Annotated in this window: 15 protein-coding genes; all 15 read right to left on the reverse strand. The window is 71.2% G+C overall.

Annotated elements, in window-relative coordinates; genetic code table 11:
* Genes rfbC through asnB form a run of 15 tightly spaced genes read right to left on the reverse strand, consistent with a single transcriptional unit; the run spans nt 1 to nt 19143 of the window.
* Nucleotides 1–552, reverse strand: coding sequence for a dTDP-4-dehydrorhamnose 3,5-epimerase (gene rfbC, locus ACFYWS_RS17395; RefSeq protein WP_389276531.1), 552 nt, complete (start codon nt 550–552; stop codon nt 1–3).
* Nucleotides 549–1760, reverse strand: a complete 1212-nt coding sequence (locus tag ACFYWS_RS17400) for a polysaccharide pyruvyl transferase family protein (protein WP_389276534.1) — start codon at nt 1758–1760, stop codon at nt 549–551. The genes rfbC and ACFYWS_RS17400 overlap by 4 nt, the downstream gene beginning before the upstream one ends.
* Complete coding sequence (locus tag ACFYWS_RS17405) at nt 1757–2704, reverse strand: glycosyltransferase family 2 protein (protein ID WP_389276537.1); 948 nt, start codon at nt 2702–2704, stop codon at nt 1757–1759. The genes ACFYWS_RS17400 and ACFYWS_RS17405 overlap by 4 nt, the downstream gene beginning before the upstream one ends.
* A complete protein-coding gene (locus ACFYWS_RS17410) occupies nt 2701–3999 on the reverse strand; it encodes a hypothetical protein (protein WP_389276540.1) in 1299 nt (432 codons plus the stop codon). The genes ACFYWS_RS17405 and ACFYWS_RS17410 overlap by 4 nt, the downstream gene beginning before the upstream one ends.
* A complete protein-coding gene (locus tag ACFYWS_RS17415) occupies nt 3996–5279 on the reverse strand; it encodes a DUF4910 domain-containing protein (protein WP_389276543.1) in 1284 nt (427 codons plus the stop codon). The genes ACFYWS_RS17410 and ACFYWS_RS17415 overlap by 4 nt, the downstream gene beginning before the upstream one ends.
* Nucleotides 5267–6292: an NAD-dependent epimerase/dehydratase family protein gene (locus tag ACFYWS_RS17420; protein WP_389276546.1), complete on the reverse strand. Its 1026-nt coding sequence runs from the start codon at nt 6290–6292 to the stop codon at nt 5267–5269. Before ACFYWS_RS17420 ends, ACFYWS_RS17415 begins: the two co-directional genes overlap by 13 nt.
* Before the next feature lie 3 nt (nt 6293–6295).
* Nucleotides 6296–6973, reverse strand: coding sequence for a PIG-L deacetylase family protein (locus ACFYWS_RS17425; RefSeq protein WP_389276549.1), 678 nt, complete (start codon nt 6971–6973; stop codon nt 6296–6298).
* Nucleotides 6970–7764, reverse strand: a complete 795-nt coding sequence (locus ACFYWS_RS17430) for a glucose-1-phosphate cytidylyltransferase (RefSeq protein WP_389276552.1) — start codon at nt 7762–7764, stop codon at nt 6970–6972. Before ACFYWS_RS17430 ends, ACFYWS_RS17425 begins: the two co-directional genes overlap by 4 nt.
* Complete coding sequence (locus ACFYWS_RS17435) at nt 7761–9011, reverse strand: class I SAM-dependent methyltransferase (protein WP_389276554.1); 1251 nt, start codon at nt 9009–9011, stop codon at nt 7761–7763. The genes ACFYWS_RS17430 and ACFYWS_RS17435 overlap by 4 nt, the downstream gene beginning before the upstream one ends.
* Nucleotides 9008–10273: a glycosyltransferase family 4 protein gene (locus ACFYWS_RS17440; RefSeq protein WP_389276557.1), complete on the reverse strand. Its 1266-nt coding sequence runs from the start codon at nt 10271–10273 to the stop codon at nt 9008–9010. Before ACFYWS_RS17440 ends, ACFYWS_RS17435 begins: the two co-directional genes overlap by 4 nt.
* A 2-nt stretch (nt 10274–10275) precedes the next feature.
* Nucleotides 10276–11508, reverse strand: coding sequence for an O-antigen ligase domain-containing protein (locus tag ACFYWS_RS17445; RefSeq protein WP_389276560.1), 1233 nt, complete (start codon nt 11506–11508; stop codon nt 10276–10278).
* A 1-nt stretch (nt 11509) separates the two neighbouring features.
* Nucleotides 11510–13048 carry a right-handed parallel beta-helix repeat-containing protein gene (locus tag ACFYWS_RS17450; RefSeq protein ID WP_389276563.1) on the reverse strand — a complete coding sequence of 513 codons (1539 nt, stop codon included), beginning with the start codon at nt 13046–13048 and terminating at the stop codon, nt 11510–11512.
* A 15-nt stretch (nt 13049–13063) separates the two neighbouring features.
* Entirely contained in the window at nt 13064–15001 is a 1938-nt protein-coding gene (locus tag ACFYWS_RS17455) for an alginate lyase family protein (protein WP_389276566.1), read from the reverse strand.
* A complete protein-coding gene (locus tag ACFYWS_RS17460; RefSeq protein WP_389276569.1) occupies nt 14998–17190 on the reverse strand; it encodes a bi-domain-containing oxidoreductase in 2193 nt (730 codons plus the stop codon). The genes ACFYWS_RS17455 and ACFYWS_RS17460 overlap by 4 nt, the downstream gene beginning before the upstream one ends.
* Nucleotides 17191–17208: 18 nt before the next feature.
* Complete coding sequence (asnB, locus tag ACFYWS_RS17465) at nt 17209–19143, reverse strand: asparagine synthase (glutamine-hydrolyzing) (protein WP_389276572.1); 1935 nt, start codon at nt 19141–19143, stop codon at nt 17209–17211.
* Between the last annotated feature and the right edge of the window lie 3 nt (nt 19144–19146).

Genomic DNA, 19146 nt, shown 5'->3' on the forward strand with positions numbered 1-19146 from the left:
TCAACTCCCCTTCTGCTTCAGGACCTCGGCGAGGCTCGGTGCCTCGCGGTCCCGCTTGGACATCGAGGTGGCCGGCAGCGGCCACGGAATGGCGAGCTCCGGGTCGTCGTAGGCGATCGTCACGTCCTCGGACGGGTCGTGCGGGCGGTCGATCCGGTACGAGGTGTCGGCGGTCTCCGTGAGCGCCTGGAATCCGTGCGCGCACCCCGCCGGGATGTAGAGGGTCACCTGCGTCTCGCCGGACAGTTCGAAGGTGGCGCGGCCACGGTACGTCGCCGAGTCCGGCCGCAGGTCCACGACGACGTCGAAGATCTTCCCGTACGAGCAGCGCACCAGTTTGGCCTCGCCGTCGCCGGAGCGCAGGTGCATGCCGCGCAGCACGCCACGGACGGAGCGGGACATGCTGTCCTGGACGAAGGCGTGCGGGTCGAGGCCCACCGAGCGCAGTACGTCGGCGTCGAAGGTGCGGCAGAAGAAGCCGCGTTCGTCGGCGTGCGGCGTGGGTTCGAGCAGGAACGCCCCGGCGATCTCCGGGACTTCGGTCAGTTTCATCGTTTCCCCCGAGGTGCGTGGGCCTGGCCGGTGGCCCGGAACAGGGTGTCGGTCAACGCGTTGAACTGGTGGGCGAGTTGCTGTGCGGCGGCCTTGTTCCGCTCCACGAGGGTCCGGCGCAGTTCCTCCGAGCGTTTCTCCAGGTCCCGGAACTGTTCGATGAGCCGGTCGGCGTCGACCTCGCGCGCGGGGTGGTGGTAGGCGCCGAGGCCCATCCGTTCCATGAGCGCGTCGCTCTTGGCCGCGTAGGTGAGAGCAAGCGTGGGTGTGCCGGACTTCAGGGCGCAGATCAGGTTGTGGTAGCGGGTCGCGACCACGGTGTCGGCGGCCGCGGTCTCCTTCATCAGGTCGGCGAGGGAGGCCGTTTCGGCGGCGGTGACCAGCGGTGAGTCCACCGCGTCGAGGATCGCTTCGACCACCGACGCGTCGCAGTCGTCGCCGGTGAGCAGCCTGACCCGCCTGCCGTCCTCGACGAGCGTGCGAACGAACCGGGTCGTCCCTTCGAGGTAGCGCCGGTGGATCTCCTCGGCTCGCGCCCGGTCGTCGTTGCCGCCGTGGAAGTCCATGACGCCGACGCAGACCGTGCCCGGGTCCGGAGTGGCCGCGGGCACCGGCAGGGCGAACGCCAGGTCCGGGTAGACCGCGTCGCGCGCGGTGTTCACCCCCATCGCCCGCATCGCGTCGCGGGACTGGGCGTCGCGGTACGAGCGGTAGGCGGCGAGCCGCGCCGACCAGCGGACCAAGGCCCGCGTCGGCCGGACCCCGATCTCGGCGGCGCCGACGCTGACCAGCGCGACCTTCGTACGCAGCAGCCGGCCGCTCGCGCAGAGCAGGAACAGTGAGTACGGGAATCCCCATGGCCGCAGCGGCAGCGTGGCCTCCAGAACGCCCATGCCCGGCACGATCACCACGTCGTGCCTGCGCACCCAGGCGGCGGTGCGGACGACGTCGACGAGTTTGCCGAGGCCCTTCGTCGCCAGGGCGCCCGTGCGCGACGCGGTGCGGTACTCCCCGCGGTTCCAGTGCAGCCGCGTCGCGGGGATCCCGTACCGGGCGGTGACGACGTCAGGGCCGCCGCACAGCGCGTCCACGGGCGCGTCCGGGTGCTCGGCGCGGAGGTACGCGAGGACGGCTTCGAGCGAGCCGTCGTTGCCGAGGTTGCCGGAGCCGAGCAGGCCGAACACCCCGACGCGTGGAGCGGTCCTCATGGGCGCCGCTCCTTGCGGCCCGCGACGAGGTCGTCGATGGAGACGTTGAGCTGGGCCGGGTCGACCGGCGCCCGGTCCTCGACCCGCTCGCCCGCGCCGGGCCGGGTGCGGCTGGTCGCCCACGCCGCCAAGTGCCGGTAGCACGCGGCCCGTTCGGCCGAGGACAGCGGCGCCCGCCGGATCGCCGAGACGAAGCCCAGGACGTACTCGGCGAGCAGTCGGGGCGTGGGGTGCAGCGGCCCGGCCCTGCGCGGGTCCAGGTTGACGCAGCGTGAGCGCTTGGACGGGTTGGCCCGCTCGGCGCGGGTGGGGTGGTCGCGGCGGAAGTACAGCAGCTCCGGCACTTGGTAGAAGGGGCCGTGCAGGCCGATCTCGGCGACGAAGGTGCGGTCGGCGTGGTGGTAGCTGTCGTGCGGCTTCACCTTGCGCAGCACGTCGGCGCGGATCACGCCGTAGAAGTCGTCGCCGCCGGGCTCGAACAGCATGCTGCGGAAGCGTTCGGGCGCGCGCGGCGAGTCGGTGTCGAGCGTGTACGCGTAGGGGACCTTGACCTTGCCGTCCTCGTCGATGACGGCCTGGTCGGCGTGGGCGAGGATCACGTCGGGGTGCTCGTCGAGCGCGAGTACGCAGCGGCGCAGCAGGTCGCGGGCGTACAGGTCGTCGTGCGACGCCCACTTGAACAGTTCGCCGTGGCACTGGGTGAACACGTAGTTGTGGTTCGGGGCGGCGCCGATGTTGCGGGGCAGCCGGATGTAGCGGATGCGCGGGTCCCGGGCCGCGTACTCGCGGCAGATGCGTTCGGTGCCGTCGGTCGAGGCGTTGTCGGTGATGACCAGCTCGAAGTCCTCGTAGGTCTGGCCGAGCAGCGCGTCGAGGGACTCGGCCAGGTACTCCTCGCCGTTGTAGACGGGCAGGCCGATGCTCAGTCGGGGGTGAGCGGTCATGTGGTCCTCGCTTCGGGTGTGGGGTTGTGCTGGTGCTCGCGCAGGGCGTACCGCAGGTGCAGCCACCACACGGCGGAGCCGGTGACGGTCGCGGCGGCGACGCCCCAGGCGGAGCCGACCGTGCCGCCCGCGGCCGCGCCGCCGAGCCCGCCGCCGACGTAGCAGGCGGAGGCGAACAGTTGGGAGCGCAGGCTGAGCCGGGCCGCGCCGAGCGCGCGCAGTCCGGCGGCCGCGCCGGTGCCGAGGCCCGCGCCCGCGACGCCGAGGGTGACCGGCACGATGAGTTGCGCGGCGGAGCTCCAGACGTCGCCGAGCATCAACTCGCCGGCCCGGTCGGGCACCAGGAGCAGCGCCCCGCCCCACAGCAGCGCGGCGACGGCCTGCCCGCCGCCGAGCAGCAGACAGAACCTGCCGAGGCGGTGCGGGGCCCTGCGCAGCACCCGGGCGGCCTCGGCGACGGTGACCAGTGAGAGGCCCATCAGCACGGCCATGAACGGGCCGAGCAGCAGCTCGGCGCCGCGGACCACGCCGACCGCGCCGACTCCGACGATCACGCCGAGCCCGTAGGCCCGCAGTTGGCTGCCGCCGCTGTTGCTGACGTTCTCCAGGAGGTAGCGGGTGCCGAGGTCGCGGTGCTCGCGCAGCCATACGCGCGCTCCGGTGAGCCGGGGCCGGATGCCGGACTGGAAGCAGCCGTACGCGGCGGCGACCGCGGCGGATCCGCCCCAGGCGAGCACGAAGGCGGGCACGCCGCCCACGTGGGCCGCGACCACCAGGGCGGGGATCAGCGCGACGCACCACACGATGTCGTTGACGAACGCCTTGCGCCCGGCGCCCGCCGCGAAGAAGGCGAACCGCCAGGAGTCCTGGAGCAGCAGTCCGGGCAGGACGATGCCGAGGCACGCGAAGGCGGGCCCGATGCTGCCGCCGACCGCCAGTCCGAGCACCAGGGATGCCGCGCCGAGGGCGAGGCCGACGCCGAGAGCGGTGCCCGAGCAGCGGGCCACCGCCCGGCGCCAGGACGCCTCCGGCACTGCACTGAAGCGGACCATGAGCGGGTCGGTGGCGAGTCCTCGGGAGACGTTGAGCACGACGCCGTACGTCACCCAGGCCAGGCTGAACACGCCGAACGCGGTCACCCCCAGCGAGCGCGCCACGTAGATGCCCACCGCGAAGTTGGACACGCTGGAGGCCGCCTGGTCGGCGAGGCCCCAGGACAGCCGGCCCGCGAGGGCGCGCCTGGCGGATCCGGCGGATGCCTTCGTCTTCTCCTCCTCGGTGGTCGTCCGCGTCATGCCTTGACCAGCCCCGCGCCGTGCAGGGCGTCCGCCGCGTCGGCGACGGTGTCGAACGGCAGCCCGGACCGCTCGGCGACGTCGAGCAGGCTGTGCTCGCCGTCGGAGAGGTTGAGCACCCAGAGCATCGCCATCTGGGCCTGCTTGGTGTCACTGCGTCCGCCGAGCGCGTCGTACAGCCCGCGCCGCCCCAACTGCGGCTCCCCGTAAGGACTTTGGTTGAGATAGCGCCGGTTGCGGTCCAGGACGGTGAACGCCTCGCGGCAGACCGCGAGGGTGTCCGCCATCGCCTCCGGGGAGACGAAGTCCAGATTGTCCGCCGAGGTGTGGTACTCGGGGTAACCGGCGTACGGGGTGCGGGTCAGCGAGCCCACGCCGAGATCGAATCCGGGCGAGCAGTACTGCCGCTCGTCGTATCCGTACGGCGTGAACTCCTTTACCTGGTGCGGCCGTTCGGAGGTGCTCAGCACGTGCCGCAGCACGCGGTCGATCTCCGCGTCGCCGCGCCTGCTCCGCTTGTACGTGAGGTCTCCCCGGTCGCCCGCACAGGCCAGCACGAGGCCGTGCTTGATGTGCTCGATCCGTTCCTTGTTGCGGGCGAGCCAGGTGATCGCGCCGATGGTGCCGGGCGCGAAGATGAACCGGTAGGTGTAGTACGGCGTGTGCCGCGCCAGCTCGCGGGCGAGGTAGGTCGCCACCGCGATGCCCGCCAGGTTGTCGTTGGCGAGCGACGGGTGGCATGTGTGGCAGGAGACGATCACCTCGTCGGGTACCTGGCCGGGCACGAGGTGCTCGGCGTAGGTGAGGTGGCCGTCCTCCAGCGTGGAGTCGACGCACACCTGGTACTCGCCGTCGGGCAGCGCGTCCAGGGTCTCCTGGGCCAGGCAGAACCCCCAGTCCGGCTTGTAGTAACTGGTGCGGTACGGCACCCACTTCGGCTGGTCGGGCAGCGTGTGCAGATGCGCGCGCAGCTCGGACAGCGGCATCGTCGTCGACACCGGGACGCTGTAGCCGAGCACGTGCAGGCTGGATTCGGCGAAGTCGACGACCCGCTTCCCGGACGCGTCGGCGATGTACGCGTCGCGGATGTTCCACTCCTGCGGCACCGTCCAGTCGAGCACCTGGGTGCCGGTGGGTACCTCGTGCACGTCGAGCGGGATGTACTCCCCGATGATGGCCAGGGTGGCGCGCACACCATCGCCGGTGATGCTCCGGCAGAGCGGGTACATCCGCTCCACCAGTTCGTACATCTCCTCATCGATCGCGGTCACGGACGCCACCGCAGGGTGTCGTCGATGGAGCCGGCCTCGGACTCCGCGCGCAGCACGGCGAGGCGGGTGAAGCGGCTGTCGAAGTCGTCCTTGGTGAGGCCGAAGTTCCGGTAGGCGTCGCAGAGTTCGAGTGCGCCCTGCTTGACCGTCCACTCGCAGTCGAAGCCGGGTATCGCGGCGCGGAAGCGGGCGAAGTCGACCCGGTAGGAGCGCGGGTCGGCGCCGTTCTCCCCGGTGATGCGCACCTTCGCCCCGGACACCGCCTCGGCGACCTGCTCGGCGATCTCGGCGACCGTGACGTTGTTGGTCTCGCTGCCGATGTTGAACGCCCGGTCGTGCACCGCCTCGCGGGGCGCGGTCAGCGCGGCCGTGAAGGCGCGGGCGATGTCGGCGGCGTGCACCAGCGGGCGCCAGGGTGTGCCGTCGGAGAGCACCAGCACCTCGCCGGAGAGCAGCGCGTGGCCCACGAGGTTGTTCAGGACGATGTCGGCGCGCAGCCGGGGCGAGAAGCCGAAGGCGGTGGCGTTGCGCATGTACACCGGGGTGAAGTCGTCGTCGGCGAGCGCGTGCAGGTCGTCCTCGACGCGCACCTTGGACTCCGCGTACGGGGTGACGGGGCGCAACGGGGCGTCCTCGCCGACGAGTTCGTCGCCGCCGGCGGCTCCGTACACCGAGCACGTCGACGCGTAGAGGAAGCGCTTGGCCCCGGCCTCGCGTGCGAGGCGGGCCAGTTGGACGGAGGCGTGGTGGTTGATGTCGTAGGTGAGTTCCGGCGCGAGGGAGCCGAGCGGGTCGTTGGAGAGCGCGGCGAGGTGGATCACGGCGTCCACCCCTGCCACGTGCTCGGCGGTGACGTCGCGCAGGTCCACCCGGTGCCCCTGCGGGTCGTCGGGGGTCGGGCCGAGGACGCAGTCGGCGAACAGGCCGGAGTCGAGGCCGACGACGTCGTGTCCGGCGGCCTTGAGGACCGGGGCCATCACGGTGCCCAAGTAGCCCTGGTGTCCGGTCAGTAGTACGCGCAAGGTTCAGTCCCCCTGAGTGGGGGCGCCCGGTGTCGGGGCGCCCAGGTCGAGCGTGAGTTTGGTGACGGCGAACGCCTCTGCGTAGCGCTCGTGGCATTCGATGCCGCGGATCCGGGCGAGGCCGAGGAAGGCCTCGCGGTCGTACCAGGGACGGTGGCGCTGCGAGGCGTAGTGCTCCTGGAGCAGCCGCACCTTGTCCTCGGCGGTGTCCGGTGTCAGCGGCTGGTACGCGGACATCCGGCCGAGGTCGCCGTCCCACTTGACGATCTCGTAGCCGAGCACGAGGTGGTCGCGGAAGGCGGTGGGTATCAGCCGCGCGAGGCCGCGGTGGTCCTGGTGCGCGTCGTCGGCGCGCGGGGCGAGGACGAGGTCCGGGTCGGACTGCAGGCGCAGTTCCTCGACGGCGGACTTGGCCTCCTCCCAGTGCGCGGGCAGCCGGCCGTCGGGGAGCTTGTGCACGGTCAGGCGCAGGTCGGCGCCCGGGCAGAAGGCGGCGAGGGCGGCCCGCTCCTCCTGCTCGCGCCCGGTGCCGCCGCCGGTCAGCACCAGCGCGTCGACCCGCAGGCCAGGGCGTGCCCGGCACAGCGTGAGGAGGGTGCCGCCGGCGCCGATGGCGATGTCGTCGCAGTGCGCGCCCACCGCGACGATCCGGTCCGGGCGGCCGGCTCCGAGCCGGATCACGCGCTCACCCCGGCTTCGTCCCGCTCCCATACGGCCCACGGGCGGTCGCCGCGTGCGTAGCCAGCGTCGAGCGCGGCCCGCTCCTTGACGGTGTCGGTGGGCTTCCAGAAGCCGCGGTGCTGGTGCGCCACGAGGCGTCCCTGCTTGGCTAGTTGGGCGCAGCCGTCGGCGACCAGGTCGCCGTTCTCCGGTATGTGGTCGAAGACCTCCTGGCGGAGCACGAAGTAGCCGCCGTTCTCCCACAGCGGCATGTCGCTGACCGCGGTGATGCCGCCGACCAGGCCGTCCTCGCCGAGGTCCACGCAGTGGAACGAGGACTGCGGCGGGACCACCATCATCGATGCTCCGGCGTCGCGCACCGCGAACCGGTCGACCATCTCGTCCAGGGGGGCGTCGGTGAGCACGTCGGCGTAGTTGGCGAGGAACATCTCGTCGCCGTCCAGGTGGTGGCGCACCCGGCGCAGGCGTTCGCCGATCGGTGACTCGATTCCGGTCTGCGCGAACGTGATCGTCCAGTCGGCGATGTCGTTGGACAGCAGCTCGGTCTGGCCCTTGCGCAGCACGAAGTCGTTGGACGTCGTCTCTTCGTAGTTGAGGAAGAAGTTCTTGATGTGGTGCGCCCCGTAGCCGAGGCACAGGATGAACTCCTTGTGCCCGTAGTGCGCGTAGTAGCGCATGACGTGCCAGATCAGCGGCCTGGGGCCGACCATCGCCATCGGCTTGGGCACGTCGTCCGCGGCGCCGCTGCGCATCCGCATCCCGTAGCCGCCGCAGAACAGAACGACCTTCATGCCGACACCTCTTTCGCGGGCACCTCGACGATGCTCAGTTCCGGGACGGGGAAGACGAGGCGGCCGCCCCAGTCGCCCACGTAGGACAGCTGCTCGGTCAGCTCGGCCCGCAGGTTCCACGGGAGGACCAGGACGTAGTCCGGCTTGTCCTCGGCGATCCGCTCGGGCGGCAGGATCGGGATGCGGGTGCCCGGGGTGAACCGGCCGTGCTTGTAGGGGTTGCGGTCGACCGTGTACGCGAGCAGGTCCGGGCGGATGCCGCAGTGGTTGAGCAGTGTGTTGCCCTTGCCGGGGGCGCCGTAGCCGACGACCGTCTTCCCCTGCTCGGCCGCTGTGATGAGGAACTTCAGGAGGTCGCGGCGGACCTTGGCCACCCGGGCGGAGAACTCGGTGTATCCGGAGAGCTCCTGGAGTCCGGCCGCCTTCTCCTGGGCCAGCACGTCGGTCACCCGCTGGGAGGGCTCGCCGGCGACCTCGGTGGGCCGCGCCCACAGCCGGATGGAGCCGCCGTGGGTGGGCAGCAACTCGACGTCCACGAGGGCGAGTCCGCCGCTGGCGAGCGCGCGGATCGCGGAGGCGACCGTGTAGTACTGGAAGTGCTCGTGGTAGATCGTGTCGTACTGGTTCTCCTCGATCAGCGTCAGCAGGTGCTGCACTTCGATGGAGACCCAGCCGTCGTCCGCGACCAGGGCGCGCAGACCCTGTGTGAAGCCGACGACGTCGGGGATGTGCGCGTACACGTTGTTCGCCGCGACCAGGTTCGCCGGGCCGTGCTCGGCGCGGACGGCCGCGCCGGTCTGCGGCGACAGGAACTCGGTGAGCGTGGGCACGCCCGCCTCGCGCGCCGCGGCGCCGACGTTGACCGACGGCTCGATGCCCAGGCAGCGGATCCCCCGGTCCACCACGTGCTTGAGCAGATAGCCGTCGTTGCTCGCGACCTCGACCACGAAGGCGTCGGGGCCGAGGTCGGCGCGCTGGACGGCGTCGGCGACGAACGTGCGGGCGTGCTCCACCCAGGACGTCGAGAACGACGAGAAGTACGCGTACTCCTTGAACGTGTCCTCCGGCGTGATCAGCGGCGGGATCTGCGCCAGCCAGCAGTCGGTGCAGACCCGCAGGTGCAGCGGGAACGCGGGCTCCGGCGTGTCCAGTTGGTCCGCGGAGAGAAAGCTCTCGCACGGCGGTGTCGCCCCCAGATCGACGACGCTCGCCAGTGTCGCCGAGCCACAGAGTCGGCACTGTGTCATTTGCTGCCCCCCATTGATTCCGTCCCCCATGTGTTTCCTTGTGCTGTGTTTCCTTGTGCTGTGTTTCCTTGTTCCGACCGGCCCGCGATCGCGGAGCGGTACTCCTCTTCCAGGCGCGCGAGGCCTACGGCCGGGCTGAAGCCCTGCTCGTAGCGGCGCCGTGCCGCCCGGCCCATCTCCCGGTTGACGGCCGGTTCGGCCGTGATCCGGCGCAGACAGGACGCGAGCGAGGTGCGCTCGCCCGGCCGGTGCAGCAGCCCGGTCTCCCCGTCCTCGACGAGTTCGACGAAGGCGCCGTGACCGGAGGCGACGGCCGGGACCCCCGCCGCCATCGCCTCCGCGACCACCAGGCCGAACGTCTCCGGGGCCAGCGAGGGCGCCACCACGGCGACCGACCGGGCGACGGCCTTGCGGACCTCGTCCGGTTCGAGCAGGCCGACGTAGCGCACGTCGTCCCGGTCCGCGGCCCAGGCGGACACCTCGGCCTCCAGCGGTCCCGCACCCGCCAGCACGAGCGGCACACCGACCCCGCCCTGGGCGGCGATCATGTCCCAGGCGGCCATGAGCACCCGCACGCCCTTGGCCTCGGCGAGGCGCCCGAGATACAGCAGTTGCTCCCCGTCCCCGTCCCTGCCGGTGCCCGGGTCGGGTACGAAGTTGTGCTTCACGGTCAGCAGCTCGGGCGGCAGGCCGGAGCGCACCAGGACATCGCGCTGCGCCGCGGAGATGCAGAGGAACCGCTCGACGCCCGTCCACCACCGCTGCCGGTTGACGGACAGGTTGACCGCGAGCGGCAGCGTCGCGAGGCGGGAGCCCCGGTAGCAGCCGTGCCGGACGGCGGGCAGCGGCAACTTCGAGCCGACGCAGTCGGTGCACAGCCGGCCGTCCCGCTGCAGCGTGCCGGGCGGGCACACCTGGTAGTAGTTGTGCAGCGTGGCGATGGTGGGCACCCCGACGTCGGCGCAGGCGGCCAGCACCGCGGGCGACAGCAGCGGGAAGACGTTGTGGACGTGCACCACGTCGGGTCGGTCCGCACGGAGCCTTGCGGTCAGTTCCCTGCGGACCGCCGGGTTCCACGGCACGAGCAGCGGTACCGCGACCTTGCCGAGCAAGGAGCGGCCCGCGATGTCGTCGCTGCGCCGCTCGAACACCTCGACCCGGTGGCCCGCCGCGCGCAGCAGGGCGACCTCCTCGTCGACGACCCGGTTCTCCCCGCTCGGCTGTCCCGAGGAATAGCGGTTGTGCACCACGAGAACGTGCATGGTCAGCTCACCTCCCGTTCCCGGGCCCAGCGCGGGATACGTCGTCGGGGCACCGTGGGCGTCGGCAGCGGTGCGGTGTCGGCGGGGGCGGCCAACAGCGTGGCGGCCAGGGCCAGATGCAGCAGATACGGCGAGGCGTCGCCCAGGCCGGCCTCGGTGTACGAGGAGAGCACGACATAGCTGATCAGGAAGATCGCGCAGGCCCTCTCAAGGGACGGAGGCCGCAGCAGTGCGACGGCCCCGAGGACGAGGAGGGCGGCCGCGACGAGGGTGACACCGATCAGGCCCTGTTCGTTGTAGGCGGCCAGCCAGCTGTTGTCGATCGGCAGCCCCCCGAACGACTTGTCGCCCAGGCCCGAGCCGAAGAACTGCTCGGCGCTCGACCGGGGCGCCGCGAGGAGCGCGTCCCAGACCTTGGCCCGGCCGGTGAGGCTGGTGAAGTACTCCTTGTTCTGGCCGCGCAGGAACCACGCCTGGACCGCGGAGGCGAAGCCCACCGCGGCCACCGTCACCACCAGCACCGACCATCCGAAGAAGCGGCGGGCGGCGGCGCTGGTCAGCAGGAGCGAGCAGATCGCCAGCGCGAGCCCGGCGAGCAGACCGACGGTCGCCGTGCGGGTGTGGGTGAGGGCGAGCAGCACGAGGCACGGGACGATGACGACCGCCGCGCTCGTCCTGTCGATCCGGCGGCCGACGAGCAGCAGCACGGTGAGCCCGATGATCACGGCCGTGTACTGGCCGATCTGCGGCGGGGTGAGCGGCCACAGCGCTCCGACGAGCCGCCCGCCGTACAGCTCGGGCATGGCGGCGCCCGGGGAGATGGCCAGGCCCGCGACCACCGTCATCAGCACCCCGAAGTACATCCGGATGTGGTAGCGGACGAATCTCAGGCTGCCGTCCCACCAGCAGCTCAGCAGCCACAGGGTGCCGATGAAGAGCGCGAGCCGGGTGCAGCGGAACAGTCCGCCGGGACCGATCCCCAGGCTGGAGATCACGCTGGGCACGAGCAGCAGGGTCAGCAGGAACAGGAAGGCGCTGGGCCGGATCCGCAGCCGTGTGTTGAGCGCGAGCGCCAGCGCGAAGGCGACGACCAGCGAGCCCATGGTGACCAGCTGGATGATGGAGCGCGGCAGCGGGAAGATGGTCTTCGCTCCCGCGGAGCCCATCGTGTTGATGCCGAGCAGCAGCCAGACGATGCCGACGGCCTTCGGTGTGGCGACGATGTCCCGTCCCATCTCAACCACCGGCCTTCGGGCGGAAGGTGCTGCCCGCGTCCTGCTTGAACGGCGCGTCCTGCCAGTCCCCGCGGTCGACGACGCGGCTCATGTCCTCGACGACGAAGGTCCAGGGCCCGCGGTAGACGTTGTCGTGCCAGCGGTTGTCCTGCTTCTTGGTGATCGCCTCGGCGACCCGCTTGCCCTTGTAGGGCGACCAGTCCGGATAGCTGCCGTAGAGGGACAGGATTCCCATGCGGCCGCACTTGTCCGTGCACTTGACGACGGAGGTGTCGAGGATGAAGCGGTTGTCGTGGATGTCGACCCGCTGGGTCTTCCACCGGCAGTCGTCGTAGAGCGGTGCCTTCGCGATCGCGGGACGCGCGCAGCGCTTGACGTCCTTGACCAGCAGCGTGCATTCACCGGTCGAGGTGTTGGCCGGGCTGTTGCAGTACCGGTTGGAGTTCTCCCAGAGGGTGATGCCGTTCCAGTTGTTCTCCATCAGGTTCCGGTAGATCTCAAGCTTGTCGGTGCGGGCCTTGACCCGTGGTTCGCCGCCCGCCTCGGAGATGTAGACGGTCCCGTAGGGGAAGCTGTCGCCGCGCTCGGCCGGCTTGCCGCCGCTGATCCAGTTGTTGCGCCGCATCGTGTTGTCGCGGATGACCGCGTTGTAGCTGGTCTCGTACATGACCGCGGCGCCGTCGTTCTCCTCGATCAGGTTGTTCTCGATGAGGAAGTCGTTGTTGTTGTTGTCGGCCCACAGTCCGACGCCGCGGTTGTCGTGCACCCAGTTGCCGCGGATGTCGGCGCTCTTGACGGCCCAGAACTTCATGCCGGCGGTGCAGCCGCAGCCGGGCTGCTTCTTCTCCCAGTCGTCGGTGTTGTTGCCGACGACCTCGTTGTTCTCGATCACAAGGCCGCGGGCGGTGTCGCCTTCCTTGTAGCCGTTCACTCCGTACTGGCCGTTCTCGCGCAGGCAGTTGGCGCGGATCTTCTGGCGGGAGCCGGTCATCATCCCGGCGCCCGCGTTGCGCTGGATCGTCGAGCGCTCGATCACCCAGCCGTCGGCCGAGCCGGGGTTGACCACGCCCTCGTTCTGCTGCGGGACGAAGCGCTCCACCGTCAGAGAGCGGATGACGACGTCGGGGGCGTGGCCGCCGAACGCGTACTGGTTGACCTTCCGGCCGTCGAGCACCGCGCCGGGCGCGCCGATATAGCGGTTCCCCTTCTTGGGGATGACCTGGGCGTAGCGCGCCGACTCGAGCCGGTGCTTGCCCGGCTTCAGCCAGAACGTGGTGCCCGCCGGGTGGCTCTTGGTCTTCTCCGTCAGGTCGTTGACCTTCTTGGGGTCGACCGTGACCGCGCCCTTCGGTGCCTTCTCCGGTCCGCCCGACGGCTTGTCGCAGACGCGGGCCGCGGTCGCACGGGCAGCCCCCTGCCCGGACGGCGAAGCGGACGGCTCGGCTCCGTCGTCCGGCGTGCTCGTACAGCCCGTCGCCGCCAGCAGGACCAGCGTCAGCGGTGCCGCCGGCCACGCCCAGTGCCGCCACTTGATACCCACGTCTTCCCTCCCCTCCTAGCCCAGGAACCTGAGCACGGTGGTGAACTCCCCCGCGCCGTCGGCGGATCCGCCGCCGATCAGCGTGGTGGCGGGTTCCTTGCGCCCGAATCCGGCGGAGTACCAGCCCAGCGGCGGTTCGGTGGCGCCGCGGTGCGCCTGCCAGGTCAGCCGCTCGGGCAGGTCGAGCTCGGCGGAACGGTCCTCGCCGTCGCGCGTCCAGGTCAGCAGGGCCCGGTTGCCCGACAGCTCCGCGGTGATCTCGGGTCCGAGGTGGAACGCCAGGCGCAGGTCGCGGCGCGGCCCGTTCACCTCGTCGGTGATCGTCACCTCCTGGCGCTGTGTGTGCAGTTCGACCCGGCGGCGGTGCGCGGAGGGCTGGTAGCCGTCGTGTTCGGCGAGCCAGCGGTCCGCGCCTGCCTCCAGGACCTCGGTGCGCGCGTGCCGGGTCCACAGGAACGGGCCGCCGGATTCGGACTGGTCGGCGCCGTCGAGCTCCAGGGTGTTGTGGCCGACGGTGGACCGAAAGTAGCGCCGCCACTCGGGCTGCCCGTGGTAGCAGTACGTCCCCGGGTCGGCGAGCACGTCGACGCCGTCGTGGCGGACCTCCACGGACAGCGCGTCCGCGTGGGCGTGCGCGGCGATGGACAGGAAGCCGTGCGGTCCGCCGTCGCAGCGGCACCAGATCTCGCCCGAACTCCCCTGCCCGCGCAGGATGGTGAGGCCCGCGTCCGCGAAGTGTGCCGGACGGCCCGCCGGGCGCCGCACGGTGGGTGCGGCGGGCTTGATCAGTGCGGCGAGCAGCGGTGTCCGCACATCGGTGCCAGCCGCCTCCGGCCACCAGTCGAGCCGGCCGAACACGGCGTCCCCGGTGGCGAGGAGCGAGCCCCAGCGGTCACTGCCCGCGCCGTCGACGAGCAGGCCGTGGCCGTCGTCCGCGTCTCCCTGGCGCGGCGGACGCAGCCGGTTGTCGACGACAGCCGCGAGCGCGTCGGTCATCCGCAGCAGCACGATCCGTACGGTCGCGGGCAGCGGCACCCCGGCCGCGTCCGCCTCGGCGACGGCCGCGAGGCCCAACTCCAGTACAAGGCCGTGGTATTCGGTGGCCAGTTCACGGTTGAGACCGGAGTGGAAGGTGTTGCGACGCAGGTGCCGCTCCAGCGACGTGAGCGAAGCCTTGCGCCAACGCGGCGACGACGGGAACCAGTTGAACGCGCAGGACGCCGCGAACTGCCCGGCGGTCTCGGCGATGACGTGGTTGTTCGCCGAGGAGCCCCGGCTGGGGAAGGCGGCGAGCCAGCGTTGGTGGTGCCAGATCTGGTGCACCGCCACCGGGTTGTCCTCGAACAGGTCGAAGACGCCCGGCCAGCCGTCCAGCAGCCGGCGGATCCACACCCAGGAGAGCAGCCGGATGCCCAGCTCGATGCCGCTGAGCCAGTGCACGCCGCGCAGCGGCGGGTTGGCCGCCCACCACGAGCGCAGGTGCTCGGCCACACGCTCGGCGTACCGGTCGTCCCCGGTGAGCGCGTAGGCGGTGGCGAGTCGAGTGAGGTACTGGTGCCGGGAGGGCTCCCAGATCTGCTTGATGTCTCCGACGACGTCCTCGTCGCGGTACGGCACGCCGAAGGCGTAGCCGAAGGGGGCCCGGCGGCCGGTCTTCGGGTCGTGCCACCAGTCCGGGTCGACCATGTCGTCGCGGACCACGCCGAAGAACTCGGCGTGCCCGTACATCAGCCGGTCCGCCTCCGCGATCAGGCGCTTCGCGGCCTCCGGCGGCACCTCGGCGAGCGCCCCTTCGGGCAGGACCGAGGTGAACCGGGCGCCGGTGACGCTCGGGGAGGTGGGCCGCGAGGAGCGCCAGCGCCGCCTGCGCGCCGCGTCGCCCACCCGGCCCACGACCTCCTGCGGCCCCATCCGGGACAGGCGCCGCAGGTACCAGCCCGCGCTCATCGTCATCGCGGCCCCGCCAAGGTGACGGGCGCCCCGCCGGCCAGGCCTGCCTGCACGGCGAGGGTGGCCGCCGTGGTGGCGACGAGCGACTCCAGCGGTACGGGCATGGGGCCGCCGCTCCGAACGGCCTTGATGAACGAGGCCAGTTCGGCGTTCTGGCCCTTGTCCCGGGCCTTGGGAAGCCGCGAACTGACCCACCGCTTGGGGCCGGCCGTGACATTGAAGTACACCGAGGCGCGCACGAAGTCGTCGAGCCGCAGGGCGCGGCCGTCCGCGACCAGGTCGAGCGTCTCCTTGGGGAAGGCCGCCGGGCCGGTGGTGACGTAGCTGATGGTGGCGGTGGAGCCGTCCGGGTAGCGGAGCACGACCTGGAGGTCCTCGTTGCCGGACGTGGCGGTCGCGTACACCGAGACCGGGTCGGCGTCGAGCAGCCAGCTCGCCGTGTCGATGAAGTGGCCGCCCTCCCCTGCGAACCGGGAGCCCTCCGTGCCCTGTTGGAGGTACCAGCTGCCGTGGTCGAGCCGGCCCGCGTTGACCAGGTAGCGCAGGTGCGCCGGGCCCGTGCGGGCGCCGAAGCGCTGCTTGGCCTCGCGCAGCAGCGGGGAGAAGCGGCGGTTGAAGCCCACCTGGAGTCGGTCGTTGCCGGACTCCTCCACCGTCGCGAGGACGCCCGCCAGCTCGTCCTCGCTGAGCGCGAGCGGCTTCTCCACGAACACGGTCTTGCCCGCGAGTAGGGCCTGCCGGGTCAGGTCGGCGTGCGAGCTGTGCCGAGTGACCACGAAGACCGCGTCGATGGACGTGTCGCCGAGCACGGCGTCGAGGTCGGTGGTCGCCTGGGCGAAGCCGAACTTGCGCTGCGCGTTGGCGGCGGACAGGGCCGTCGTGGTGACGACGGTCGCCAGCTCGACGCCCTCGCGACCGGTGAGGTGCGGCAGCAGCATCGACGTGGCGTAGTTGCCCGCGCCGACGAACGCGAGGCGCACCGGGCGCGTTCCTGTGGCGCGCGCCCGACTCGCCTTGGCGGCGGTCACCGTGGGCACGGCCACCACCGGAGCCTCGGCCTCCACCGCCTGCTCGGGGTAGCGGAACAGCGCGGTCACCGCCTTGAGTTCGCCGTCCTTCAGGCGCTGGTACGTCTCGACGGCGTCGTCGAAGTCGGCGACATGGGTGATCAGCGGCTCCACGTCGACGCTGCCGCGCGCGAGGAGATCGAGGAAGCACGCCAGGTTGCGGCGCTCGGTCCAGCGCACGTAGCCGATCGGGTAGTCGCGCCCCTCCAGCTCGTACGACGGGTCGTAGCGGCCGGGCCCGTACGAGCGGGAGAAGCGGACGTCGAGTTCCTTCTCGTAGTACGCGTTCCAGGGCAGGTCGAGGCGGCACTTGCCGATGTCGACGACGCGGCCGCGGTCCCGGCACAGCTTGGCGGCCAGTTCGACGGGCTGATTGCTGGAGCCGCCGGCCGCCAGATACACCTGGTCGACGCCGTGTCCGTCGGTCAGTTCGGCGACCGCCGCCGCCACGGCGGCGGACTCGGGGTCGCCGCAGGCCGCGGCGCCCTGCCGTTCGGCGAGTTCACAGCGCGCCGGGTCGGGGTCGACGCCGACGACGCGGACGCCCGCGGCGTTGAGGAGCTGCACCACCAGCTGGCCGATCAGGCCGAGGCCGATGACGAGAGCCGACTCGCCGAGCTGCGGCTCGCCCTGGCGGACGCCCTGGAGGGCGATCGAACCGACGGTGCCGAAGGCGGCGTGCCGGGGCGCGAGGCCTTCCGGCACGCGCGCGTAGAGGTTCCTCGGCACCCAGTTGAGCTCGGCGTGCAGCGCGTGCTCGTTGCCGGCGCAGGCCACGAGATCGCCGACCTTCACGTCGTCGACACCGGCGCCGACCTGCTCGACGACCCCGCACAGCGAGTAGCCGAGCGGCGTGTAGGAGTCGAGCTTGCCCATCACCTTGCGGTAGGTCGCGGGCACCCCGTTGGTGGCCACGCTCTGCATGACCTTGGACACCTGGTCAGGGCGTGAGCGGGCCTTGCCCAGCATCGACATGCCGGCCTCGGACACCTTCATCAGCTCGGTCCCGGTGGAGATCAGCGAGTAGCCGGTCCGCACGAGCACGCCGCCGGGCTTGCACCCGGGCACCGGCACGTCGAGCACCGCCAACTCGCCGCTCTTGTAGTTCTGAACAACTTGCTTCACCCGAACTCCTCTGAATTCCTAAGCTGTTGACCGAGTGCATTTGTCGGACCCAGAGGTCGCGTCGCGATACCAGTACTCGAGGGTCAGTACGTGCCACAGATGCTTGGAGTAGTCGCTCTGTCCCGCGGCGTCCGCCGCTGCGAGCCGTTGCAGCGCGTCGCGGCGCAGGAACCCGGAGCGGACCAGCTCACCGTCGTTGATCACCTCGCGTACGAGCGGTGCCAGGTCCCGGCTCATCCAGGCCCGCAGCGGGGCGCTGAACAGGCCTTTGGGCCGGTGGACGATCTCGCGGGGCAGGATCGAGGTGGCCGCTTCCTTGAGCACGGCCTTGCCCTGCCGTCCGACGATCTTGCGGTCGCCGGGGAAGGCGAACGCCGCCTTGACCACCTCCACGTCGACGTACGGGACACGCACCTCGGTCGACGCGGCCATGCTGGAGCGGTCCGTGTACGCGAGGTTGAGGCCGGGCAGGAACATCCGGGCGTCGCCCAGGCACATGCGGTTCACGAAGTCGTCGAGCTCGTTGTCCTCGTAGATGTCCGCGTGCTCGGTCAGTACGTCGTCGACCGCCGGGGCCAGGTCCGGGTCGATCAGCGCGAGCAGCTCCTGCTGGTCGTACATGGTGTAGCTGCGCCGGAACGCGGTCTCCTCCGGCAGATCGGCGAAGGAGAGGAACCGCTTGGCGAAGCGCACCGAACGCAGGCCGCGCCGGGACGTGGCCACGGGCAGCCGGTCGACGGCCGCGGACACGCCGCGCCGCAGTGGCCGGGGCACGCGCTGGTAGCGCAGCGCGATCAGGTTGGCCAGGTGCTTGCGGTATCCGGCGAACAGTTCGTCGGCGCCCATCCCCGAGAGCATCACCTTGACGCCGGCCTCGCGGGCGGCCTGGCAGATCAGATACGTGTTGATCGCTGCGGGGTCGCCGATCGGCTCGTCCAGGGAGTACGTCATCTGCGGCAGCAGGTCGAGGACGTTCGGCGCGATCTCGATCTCGTGCAGGTCGACGCCGAACCGCTGGGCGACCTGCCGGGCATAGCGCAGATCGTCCGGCATCGCCTCGAACTTGGCGTCCTCGGCCCGGAAGCCGATCGTGTAGGCGGAGATCCCCGGCTGTCGCCGGGCCGCGATGGCGGTCAGATAGCTGGAGTCGAGGCCGCCCGAGAGGAAGGTCGCCACGGGCACGTCGGACATCAGGTGTCGCTCGGTGGACTCCTCGATGATGGCGGCCAGGTCGGGCTGTTCACCGCTGCGGGCCCGCTCGCGGCCCTCGGTGGCGACGTCCTTCAGGTTCCAGTACCGGCCGCGCTCCACCGCTCCGTCGGGCCGGAACCTCATCCAGCTGCCCGGCGGCAGCTTCTCCGCCTCGCGGAACGCGCAGCGCGAGTCCGGCACCCAGTAGTACAGCAGCGAGGCGACCAGGGCCGCGTGGTCCACCTCCAGCTTCCCGCCGGTGCCCGCGGCGAGCGCCTTCAGCTCGGACGCGAACACCAGGCCGCCGCCGCGCCGCAGCAGGAACAGCGGCTTGATGCCCAACTGGTCGCGTGCGAGGACCAGTTCACCGGTGCGCTCGTCGAAGATCCCGAACGCGAACATGCCGCGCAGCCGGGGCAGGCAGTCCGTGCCCCAGCGCCGCCACGCCTCCAGGAGCACCTCGGTGTCGGAGGTTCCGCGGAAGCGCACCCCGGCGGACTCCAGTTCGGCGCGCAGTTCGGGTGCGTTGTACAGCTCGCCGTTGTACGTCAGGGCGAGTCCGTCGGAGACCATCGGCTGGGCGCCGGTCTCGGACAGGTCGATGATGGAGAGCCGGCGGTGCCCGAGCTGCACTTCGCCGTCGCCGACGGGGTGGCCGTAGCGGCCTGCCCCGTCGGGACCGCGGTGGGCCAGGGTGTCGGTGAGCCGGTCGGTCACGACCTTCCCGTCCGGCCACCGGTAGGTGCCTGCGATGCCACACATGTG

The sequence above is a fragment of the Streptomyces sp. NPDC002795 genome, assembly GCF_042888725.1.
Classification (GTDB): domain Bacteria; phylum Actinomycetota; class Actinomycetes; order Streptomycetales; family Streptomycetaceae; genus Streptomyces.

What these genes read in the sequence shown, in the direction of transcription:
- ACFYWS_RS17430 (WP_389276552.1), bottom strand. Translation starts at nt 7,764, where the DNA reads ATGAAGGTCGTTCTGTTCTGCGGCGGCTACGGGATGCGGATGCGCAGC.
- ACFYWS_RS17435 (WP_389276554.1), bottom strand. Translation starts at nt 9,011, where the DNA reads ATGACACAGTGCCGACTCTGTGGCTCGGCGACACTGGCGAGCGTCGTC.
- ACFYWS_RS17410 (WP_389276540.1), bottom strand. Translation starts at nt 3,999, where the DNA reads ATGACGCGGACGACCACCGAGGAGGAGAAGACGAAGGCATCCGCCGGA.
- ACFYWS_RS17400 (WP_389276534.1), bottom strand. Translation starts at nt 1,760, where the DNA reads ATGAGGACCGCTCCACGCGTCGGGGTGTTCGGCCTGCTCGGCTCCGGC.
- ACFYWS_RS17440 (WP_389276557.1), bottom strand. Translation starts at nt 10,273, where the DNA reads ATGCACGTTCTCGTGGTGCACAACCGCTATTCCTCGGGACAGCCGAGC.
- rfbC (WP_389276531.1), bottom strand. Translation starts at nt 552, where the DNA reads ATGAAACTGACCGAAGTCCCGGAGATCGCCGGGGCGTTCCTGCTCGAA.
- ACFYWS_RS17455 (WP_389276566.1), bottom strand. Translation starts at nt 15,001, where the DNA reads ATGACGATGAGCGCGGGCTGGTACCTGCGGCGCCTGTCCCGGATGGGG.
- ACFYWS_RS17445 (WP_389276560.1), bottom strand. Translation starts at nt 11,508, where the DNA reads ATGGGACGGGACATCGTCGCCACACCGAAGGCCGTCGGCATCGTCTGG.
- ACFYWS_RS17405 (WP_389276537.1), bottom strand. Translation starts at nt 2,704, where the DNA reads ATGACCGCTCACCCCCGACTGAGCATCGGCCTGCCCGTCTACAACGGC.
- asnB (WP_389276572.1), bottom strand. Translation starts at nt 19,143, where the DNA reads ATGTGTGGCATCGCAGGCACCTACCGGTGGCCGGACGGGAAGGTCGTG.